General features: G+C 59.7%; 6 protein-coding genes. 5 read left to right on the top strand and 1 reads right to left on the bottom strand.

The features are described from left to right. Positions 1 to 149: 149 nt before the first annotated feature. Positions 150 to 1,166, bottom strand: coding sequence for a DUF2806 domain-containing protein (locus tag ACFFP0_RS27985; protein WP_377265499.1), 1,017 nt, complete (start codon positions 1,164 to 1,166; stop codon positions 150 to 152). A 488-nt stretch (positions 1,167 to 1,654) separates the two neighbouring features. Between ACFFP0_RS27985 and ACFFP0_RS27980 the strand changes: the two genes are divergently transcribed. From ACFFP0_RS27980 to pdhA, 5 genes are all read left to right on the top strand, one after another. Continuing rightward, the gene (locus ACFFP0_RS27980; RefSeq protein WP_377265498.1) at positions 1,655 to 2,527 is read left to right on the top strand and encodes a VOC family protein; all 873 of its coding nucleotides are present in this window, start codon (positions 1,655 to 1,657) and stop codon (positions 2,525 to 2,527) included. Positions 2,528 to 2,531: 4 nt separating this feature from the next. Further along, positions 2,532 to 3,380 carry a 3-deoxy-8-phosphooctulonate synthase gene (kdsA, locus tag ACFFP0_RS27975; RefSeq protein ID WP_377265497.1) on the top strand — a complete coding sequence of 283 codons (849 nt, stop codon included), beginning with the start codon at positions 2,532 to 2,534 and terminating at the stop codon, positions 3,378 to 3,380. 104 nt (positions 3,381 to 3,484) lie between these two features. Beyond that, a complete protein-coding gene (gene eno, locus ACFFP0_RS27970; protein ID WP_377265496.1) occupies positions 3,485 to 4,759 on the top strand; it encodes a phosphopyruvate hydratase in 1,275 nt (424 codons plus the stop codon). 217 nt (positions 4,760 to 4,976) lie between these two features. Beyond that, entirely contained in the window at positions 4,977 to 5,294 is a 318-nt protein-coding gene (locus ACFFP0_RS27965) for an FtsB family cell division protein (RefSeq protein ID WP_377265495.1), read from the top strand. 194 nt (positions 5,295 to 5,488) lie between these two features. Beyond that, a complete protein-coding gene (gene pdhA, locus ACFFP0_RS27960) occupies positions 5,489 to 6,559 on the top strand; it encodes a pyruvate dehydrogenase (acetyl-transferring) E1 component subunit alpha (protein ID WP_377265494.1) in 1,071 nt (356 codons plus the stop codon). The last annotated feature ends 5 nt before the right edge of the window (positions 6,560 to 6,564 follow it).

Raw genomic sequence — 6,564 nt, 5'->3', positions numbered from 1 at the left:
TTGATCCGTTCCCACTGATCGTCTCGAAGTGCATCACAATCCATCGCTGATCTCCAAAATCAACGTTGAATCCGATTTGCTCAACTTTGGGAATCCCAATTCCCTAAATCGTCACCACGATCTAGGATCACTTTCACCATAACGAGGCCTCATGAACGGCTAGAAGCAGCAACTCGCTGCAATTCAATGCCCTTTATTTTGAAGCCCTCCGAAAGAAGGTCAAAATAACGCTCATCTGGTTCCGGTGCTATCATGCCGATCAACTCCCTACCCAACGGTGCCAATCCGGTAGAGCCGCCGATATAGTAGAAGCCATGTTCATCAACATGCCCAGGCGGAACAACGGCTTCAAAACTGGTGCCCGCGACGGTGAAGCAGATTTTGCCACCTTTAGGTTTCTGGAGGATGGAATGCGCCCAGCCGCTTTCAATGTAGATGCCCAGGGAGCCGAACAACGGCGTATCGATGTTTCCGATGAATTCGTGAAGGCGCTTGTTGAAGGCCTCCAGCTCTTTCTTCCTCTCGCTATCCAGCCGATCCGTATGATCGCTAAGATGATTCATGACTGCGTGATCGCTGACGCCTTCATCCACGTAATGGATCACGGAGAACTGTGCTATCCGCTCCAGCTTTCGCGCCTCATCCCCACTGAGAGTGCTCAAGAATTCGAGTGCTCGGGCGCTGAATGCTGCCTTACCGGTTGATCGTCGTGCGAGAACAACACCCCAAAACTCCCGCATATTCGGTTGGCTGACGTTCTCGGCCAACCTCCAAAAACGTTCGATCCAGTCTGCATCTGGGAGAGGCAACTGCCCGATAGAGGGATCGGCAGTTAGAGTCTTTCCGTGGTTGATGGCTTCGATAGCGATGGCTTCACGGTTATCCTGTCGGGTAATTGCTTCGGCGACCATTCGGACCTCAGCGCGCTCACCTAACGTTAGATCGACGACCTTCGCTTCGTAGCCCTTTACCTTCAACGCTTCGTCCCACGCGTTCCAGTTGGCGATTTGTGCAGCGTTATCCAGCCGATGCGCAAGAGGCTTCAACACTCTCCCTATCCCTTGGACAATCGGTCCTGCTAGATATTTCGCTACGCCGCCAAGCCCGAATATATCAAGGCCGCTGGTCGAATTCACGTCGGGAAGATTGTTGCCTTCTGGGGTCATCGTCGCCATCCGATTCGGTGAAATCGTATGGTTCCATTTCCCGGCCTTCTCGAAAAGTTGTTATCCATCGATTTTTAATGCGCACTTGGCCATCTATCTGACGGGCGCGTCGATGCTCCAGATGATCGTGCTTCGGCCTGCACTGCGTTAGAAACCGCCGCCCGCTGCCGTTTCTAACGAATGTCGATCCGACACGTCACGGATGACGTGTTTATGCAGGGTGAATGACGTGTCGATGAAAGTCCGTGACGTGTTTTTCGGGCTTTTTCAGGGGTAAATTTCATCGCTCTCAGACCTCCCTTTCCACTATGCCTCTGAGATCGTTGAATCTAATGAAGCTCATACCAATCTAAAATAAAAGATACCCCCCCAGTATGATGATTTTTTCTTCATAGATATCTGTGACATATCTCTCCCGGCACCACTTGCACGAAGTGGCTCCGCCGCCAAATGTAGTTTCTGCGATTCCGAATCCCTGGGGGCCTCGCGTGAATGCAAGATCAGTCGATCATCTCGTCCTGCCGGTGACGGACCTTGCGGTTGCGCGTTCGCGACTCACGGATCTCGGATTTACAGTCGCGCCGGATGCCTTTCATCCTTTCGGAACCGCCAATTCTTGCGTGTTCTTCTCTGACGGCACGTATCTGGAACCGCTGGCGCTCGCCAACCGGCGCCATGCGACGGCCGCCGCCAAGCGCGGCAACGTCTTCACCGCGCGCGACCTGTCCTTCCGCAAGGCCCGCAACCGGCAGGGCTTCTCGGCCCTCGTGGTCGCGACGGACGACGCGGCGGCCGATCACGCGCGCTTCCGGCTGCGCGGCGTCTCCGCCGGCGACGTGCTCGAATTCTCCCGCAGCGTGAAGATGCCGGACGGCTCCGAGAGCGAGGCGAGTTTCCGGCTGGCTTTTGCCGGAGACGAGCGTGCGCCGGATTTCTTCCTGTTTTCCTGTCAGCGGATCGATCCGCTGCCGGCCGACCGCGGAGAACTGGAACGCCACGCCAACATGGTGACCGGCCTCAGCGAGATCATTCTTTCGGCCCGGGAGCCGGCCGAATTCGCATCCCTGGCCGAGCAGGTGCTGGCGACGAAGGCGCAGATCGAGCCTTCCCTGCTGGTGCTGGCCGCCGCCAATGCGCGCATCCGCGTCATGCGGGAACATGACATCGAGACGGAATTCGCCCTTGCGCCGGTGCCGGAAGCGGAGGGCCTTTGGGGGCGGGCGGTCATCTTCAAGACGGTCGATCTTGCCGTGACAGAGATCGTCCTTGCTGCTAATGACGTCGCATTCATCCGCCGGGAAGGCCGCGTATTGGTCCAGGCGGCGCCCGGTCAGGGCGTTTTGTTCGGCTTCGAGGAATAGTCTCATGGAAGTTTCCGCCAACCCGCGTGTCTCCGTCGGCGAAGGACACGGCAAGGTTCTCTTCGCGCAGGATGCGCGCCTGTCGCTGATCGCCGGCCCGTGCCAGATGGAAAGCCGCGACCATGCCTTCACGATGGCGGGAACGCTGAAGGAGCTTTGCGGCAAGCTCGGCATCGGGCTCGTCTACAAGTCCTCCTTCGACAAGGCGAACCGCACGTCGATCGCCGGCAGGCGCGGCATCGGTCTCGAAAGCGCCATGGAGATCTTCGCCGACCTCAAGAAGGAGTTCGGCTTCCCGGTCCTGACCGACATCCACACGGAAGAGCAATGTGCGGTCGTGGCCGAAACGGTCGACGTGCTGCAGATCCCGGCCTTCCTGTCCCGCCAGACCGACCTTCTGGTTGCCGCCGCGAAGACCGGCCGGGTCATCAACGTCAAGAAGGGCCAGTTCCTGGCGCCCTGGGACATGAAGAACGTGCTGGCCAAGTTCACCGCGAGCGGCAATCCGAACGTGCTTCTGTGCGAGCGCGGCGCTTCCTTCGGGTACAACACGCTGGTGTCCGACATGCGCTCGCTGCCGATCATGGCGGCCATGGGTGCGCCGGTCGTCTTCGATGCCACCCATTCGGTGCAGCAGCCGGGCGGCCAGGGCGGCTCGTCGGGTGGGCAGCGGGAGTTCGTGGAGACGTTGGCGCGGGCGGCGGTGGCGGTCGGCGTTGCAGGCGTGTTCATCGAAACCCACGAGGACCCGGACAACGCCCCGTCCGACGGCCCGAACATGGTGCGCCTGAAGGACATGCCGCGGCTGCTCGAAAAGCTGCTGGCGTTCGACGCCGTCGCCAAGGCCGCCTGATCGCGGCCGGAAAGCGCAAAAAATCCGCCGCATTGTAATTTTCGTGTCATTGACTATGAGACATTGTCAGTGACCCCGTGATCGTCAACCTGAGGGAGAGACCTTTGACCGCCATCACCGATATCATCGCCCGTGAAATCCTCGACAGCCGCGGCAACCCGACGGTTGAGGTGGATGTCCATCTGGAAGACGGCTCTTTCGGCCGCGCGGCCGTTCCGTCGGGTGCCTCCACCGGCGCGCACGAAGCGGTCGAACTGCGCGACGGCGGCAAGCGCTATCACGGCAAGGGTGTCGAGAAGGCCGTCGAGGCCGTCAATACCGAGATCTTCGACGCGATCGGCGGTTTCGACGCCGAAAGCCAGATCCATATCGACAAGACGATGATCGCGCTCGACGGCACGCCGAACAAATCGCGCCTCGGCGCCAACGCCATCCTCGGCGTCTCCCTGGCCGTCGCCAAGGCTGCCGCTGAAGCCTCCGGCCTGCCGCTCTACCGTTATGTCGGCGGCCCCAACGCCCATGTCCTGCCGGTGCCGATGATGAACATCATCAACGGCGGCGCGCATGCCGACAACCCGATCGACTTCCAGGAATTCATGATCATGCCGGTCGGCGCCGACACGCTGGGCGACGCCGTCCGCATCGGTTCGGAAATCTTCCATGTCCTGAAGAAGGAACTGGCTTCCCAGGGGCACAATACCAATGTCGGCGACGAGGGCGGTTTCGCGCCGGGCCTCAAGAGCGCTTCGGAAGCCCTCGATTTCATCGTGAAATCGGTCGAGAAGGCCGGCTACAAGCCGGGTGACGACGTCTGCCTCGCACTCGACTGCGCTTCCACGGAATTCTTCAAGAACGGCAAGTACGAGATGGAGGGCGAGGGCCGCACGCTGGAATCGGGCGCCATGGCGGAATATCTCGCCGAACTCGTTGCCAAATACCCGATCATCTCGATCGAGGACGGCATGGCCGAGGATGACTGGGATGGCTGGAAGGGGCTCACCGACAAGATCGGCGGCAAGTGCCAGCTCGTCGGCGACGACCTTTTCGTCACCAACTCGGCACGCCTGCGCGACGGCATCCGCATGGGCGTCGCCAACTCCATCCTGGTGAAGGTCAACCAGATCGGTTCCCTGTCGGAAACGCTCGATGCGGTCGAGACCGCCCACAAGGCGCGCTACACGGCCGTCATGTCGCACCGTTCGGGCGAGACGGAAGATTCCACGATCGCCGACCTTGCCGTCGCCACCAATTGCGGGCAGATCAAGACCGGCTCGCTGTCGCGTTCCGACCGGCTTGCCAAGTACAATCAGCTTATCCGCATCGAGGAAATGCTGGGTCCGCAGGCCGCTTATGCGGGGCGCTCCATCCTGAAGGGGTAAGACTGGTGGCGAGACCGGCCGAAACGATCCGGTAAGGCGTTTCGAAGGGCCGGCCGCATCACCGTTAAAGGAAAGTCCCGGGCCCGCGCCGAAAGCGCGGGCTTTTTCGTGCCGCCGTTCCGGTCAACGATTGCTTAATCAAGTTCTGCGAATTTGAAATTCTGTTCCGGATCGATTCGTGCGATCCCCGTAAAGCGTGGTTGGGTGTTGATTGGGCATGTGGACCAGGCATCATAAGAAGAGAAAATTCGGCCGTTTCGTTCTTCCCGCAATCACCGTCGCCTTTCTCTCGTATTTCGGGTATCATTCCGTGCATGGTGATCTTGGTCTGATCGCCACGGAGGAATTCGAGCGTCAGCGGCAGGCGCGCGCGGAGGAATTGGCCGCATTGACCGCCAGGCGCGAAGCGCTTGAGCGGCAGGTGCAGCTCATGAGCGACGGCTCTCTGGAGAAGGACATGCTGGACGAGATTGCTCGTTACCAGCTCAACGTCTCGCGCGACGACGAAATCGTCATCTTCAACAACTACTTCTGAATTAACCGAAATTCGGTTAATGTGACATTTCGATAACTATTTCAGTGTCTTGCCCGGAATGCGAGCCATGCATTTATAGCATTGCTGGTGTCTCGTTTCTTGCCTATGGTACAGCCCGAAACCGGAGCGGTATTTCTGGCGGCAAACGTCGGGATGCCACCGCCGCTCTCAACGCAGCACACAGGGAGGGATGAATGGCGCCGACCAAGACCGCGTCTGTATCCGGCCGCAAAACCGCGGCGAAGTCTGCTACCAGGACGGCTTCCAAGCCGGTCAAGAAGAATTTCGACGGCGGCACTTTTGCCGAGTTCAGCAAGGACGAGGAGCTCAAGGCTTATCGCGACATGCTGCTCATTCGCCGCTTCGAGGAGAAGGCCGGCCAGCTTTACGGCATGGGCTTCATCGGCGGTTTCTGTCACCTTTACATCGGCCAGGAAGCTGTCGTCGTCGGCATGCAGATGGCGCTGAAGGAAGGCGATCAGGTCATCACCGGTTACCGGGATCACGGCCATATGCTCGCGACCGGCATGAACGCGCGTGGCGTGATGGCGGAATTGACGGGGCGCCAGGGCGGCTATTCCAAGGGGAAGGGCGGCTCGATGCACATGTTTTCCAAGGAGAAGAATTTTTATGGCGGCCACGGCATCGTGGGTGCGCAGGTCTCGCTTGGCACCGGGCTTGCCTTCGCCAACAAGTACCGCGGCAACAATTCGGTCAGCACGGCCTATTTCGGTGACGGCGCTGCGAACCAGGGCCAGGTCTACGAAAGCTTCAACATGGCCAACTTGTGGAAGCTGCCGGTCGTCTACGTGATCGAGAACAACCGCTACGCCATGGGCACCTCCACCGCCCGCGCCACGGCTCAGGCCGATTTCTCGCAACGCGGCGCCTCCTTCGGCATTCCCGGTTTCCAGGTCGACGGCATGGATGTCCGCGCCGTGAAGGCCGCGGCCGACGAGGCGACGGAGTGGTGCCGTGCCGGCAAGGGGCCGATCATCCTTGAAATGCTCACCTATCGCTATCGCGGCCACTCGATGTCCGACCCGGCGAAATATCGCTCCAAGGACGAAGTGCAGAAGATGCGCTCCGAGCACGATCCGATCGAGCAGGTGCGTGCCCGCCTTCTGGAAAAGGGCTGGGCGAGCGAGGACGAACTGAAGGCGATCGACAAGGATGTCCGCGACATCGTTGCCGATAGCGCCGATTTCGCCCAGGCCGATCCGGAGCCGGATGTTTCCGAGCTCTACACTGACATTCTGCTCTGATCGAG

Origin of the sequence: Neorhizobium puerariae, assembly GCF_042429745.1 — a bacterium.
GTDB lineage: Bacteria > Pseudomonadota > Alphaproteobacteria > Rhizobiales > Rhizobiaceae > Neorhizobium > Neorhizobium puerariae.
This window is presented reverse-complemented; position numbering and strand designations above follow the sequence as displayed.

Excerpts from the sequence above, each read along its gene's own strand:
- ACFFP0_RS27965 (WP_377265495.1), top strand. The coding sequence starts at position 4,977 with ATGTGGACCAGGCATCATAAGAAGAGAAAATTCGGCCGTTTCGTTCTT.
- kdsA (WP_377265497.1), top strand. The coding sequence starts at position 2,532 with ATGGAAGTTTCCGCCAACCCGCGTGTCTCCGTCGGCGAAGGACACGGC.
- ACFFP0_RS27985 (WP_377265499.1), bottom strand. The coding sequence starts at position 1,166 with ATGACCCCAGAAGGCAACAATCTTCCCGACGTGAATTCGACCAGCGGC.
- pdhA (WP_377265494.1), top strand. The coding sequence starts at position 5,489 with ATGGCGCCGACCAAGACCGCGTCTGTATCCGGCCGCAAAACCGCGGCG.